We start from the raw sequence: 1,386 nt of genomic DNA, 5'->3' as shown, positions 1-1,386 counted from the left end.
TCGTTAAGAGGCAAATAATATGTTGGCTAAAATAAGCGACGCAGGAGCAAAAGCCAACTGTTATTTGTCCTGCTTTAACGACTTGTTAGCCATACTTGGCTGAAGTTCTATCCATGCGCCTGCAAAGTTATCATTTTTAAACCAAAGTAAGTTTTTAATTGGAAAATTAGCAACAATTAACTTTGTATTAGATTTCCAATTAACTTGTAAACTTTCAGGTTTCCCATCCAGTCCAAACAAGCCTCTAAATACTTTACCCGTTTCAACATCAACGATGCGTATACCCGATTGCCAACTTGTAGTCGCACCACAATCAGAATAACCAAGCTTTGCAATTTTTTTACCATTTGGAGATGTAAATTCTGCTACGTCTGTATAGGAACACAGAGAAGGCCCTTCAATGTCAAAAAGATCCATTGCATAAACTATAGCCATAAAGCCTAGCCAAATAAAAAAACAAACAGCTCCGAGATTCCAGATATCTTTCTTTATACTTGCAACAAAGCTCATGCAGTTCCTTATGTATGGCTAACGCCCTGTTAACAGGCAAAAAATAGTTGGTTAAAATAAGCGACGAAGGAGCAAAAGCCAACTGTTTTTTGTCCTTGTTTAACAGCTTGTTAGGTGAAAAATTCCATTAGTTCATTTACGATCCCTGATGGGTCTTTAAAAGCGGCATAGCGACCCCACCTATTTTCATGAGGTGATTTATGTACAAAAACAACACCTTTTGACTTTAACTCGTCAATTTTTTCATCCAAATTACTAACAGTAAGCACCAATGATGAATTGGAATTAAATCCGTGCTCATAGTTTGTTGCCACCATTGCTCCTCCAAACATAAACACATTATGTGAGCCACTTTTAAGCTTTAAACTGTCTTCATATTCTTCGACAAGAATTAGACCAAGGACATCAACGTAGAACTTTTTTGAAATAAGAAGGTCTTGAACGACTAATAAAGTTGATGGATTATCCATAGATGCTTAACCTCCTTTTCACCTAACGCCCACTTAAGGGGCAAAATAGAGTTGGCTAAAATAGGTGAACGTAGTGAACAAAACAGCCAACTTTATTTTGTCCCTCTTGAAGTTCTTGTTATATTTACACTGCACCTAACCAATTGCTTTTTATGCAATAAATTATAAATCGATATTCATTGTCAGGGATGTCACCATTATGAAGATGCCCTTTGACTGTTAAAGTTAGTTCATCAAATGAAGCTTTTTCTTTGCCATTTAATAGTTTCACTATTTTTACCCAAGACGCAGAATTATGGGTTTTTAAAGATCGCGGCTCTTTAACAATTTTATAGTACCCCTGATACTTTTCTATTGTCGCAGAATTCATAAATTACACTCCAAAATCAAAGTAAATATAACGCCC

Annotated in this window: 3 protein-coding genes; all 3 read right to left on the bottom strand. The window is 35.9% G+C overall.

From position 1 onward, the window contains the following. Window positions 1–60: 60 nt before the first annotated feature. The 3 genes from CXF71_RS11925 to CXF71_RS11910 all read right to left on the bottom strand — a co-directional run bounded on the left by CXF71_RS11925 (window position 61) and on the right by CXF71_RS11910 (window position 1,350). Window positions 61–510: a hypothetical protein gene (locus tag CXF71_RS11925; RefSeq protein WP_198559878.1), complete on the bottom strand. Its 450-nt coding sequence runs from the start codon at window positions 508–510 to the stop codon at window positions 61–63. A gap of 110 nt (window positions 511–620) precedes the next feature. Beyond that, window positions 621–980 carry a VOC family protein gene (locus CXF71_RS11915; protein ID WP_054203729.1) on the bottom strand — a complete coding sequence of 120 codons (360 nt, stop codon included), beginning with the start codon at window positions 978–980 and terminating at the stop codon, window positions 621–623. Between the two features lie 124 nt (window positions 981–1,104). Continuing rightward, on the bottom strand, window positions 1,105–1,350 hold the full coding sequence (locus CXF71_RS11910; RefSeq protein ID WP_101233176.1) for a hypothetical protein: 246 nt from the start codon (window positions 1,348–1,350) through the stop codon (window positions 1,105–1,107). Window positions 1,351–1,386: the final 36 nt, after the last annotated feature.

The organism is Colwellia sp. 12G3 (assembly GCF_002836775.1).
Classification (GTDB): domain Bacteria; phylum Pseudomonadota; class Gammaproteobacteria; order Enterobacterales; family Alteromonadaceae; genus Colwellia.
This window is presented reverse-complemented; position numbering and strand designations above follow the sequence as displayed.

What these genes read in the sequence shown, in the direction of transcription:
- CXF71_RS11925 (WP_198559878.1), bottom strand. Translation starts at nt 510, where the DNA reads ATGAGCTTTGTTGCAAGTATAAAGAAAGATATCTGGAATCTCGGAGCT.
- CXF71_RS11915 (WP_054203729.1), bottom strand. Translation starts at nt 980, where the DNA reads ATGGATAATCCATCAACTTTATTAGTCGTTCAAGACCTTCTTATTTCA.
- CXF71_RS11910 (WP_101233176.1), bottom strand. Translation starts at nt 1,350, where the DNA reads ATGAATTCTGCGACAATAGAAAAGTATCAGGGGTACTATAAAATTGTT.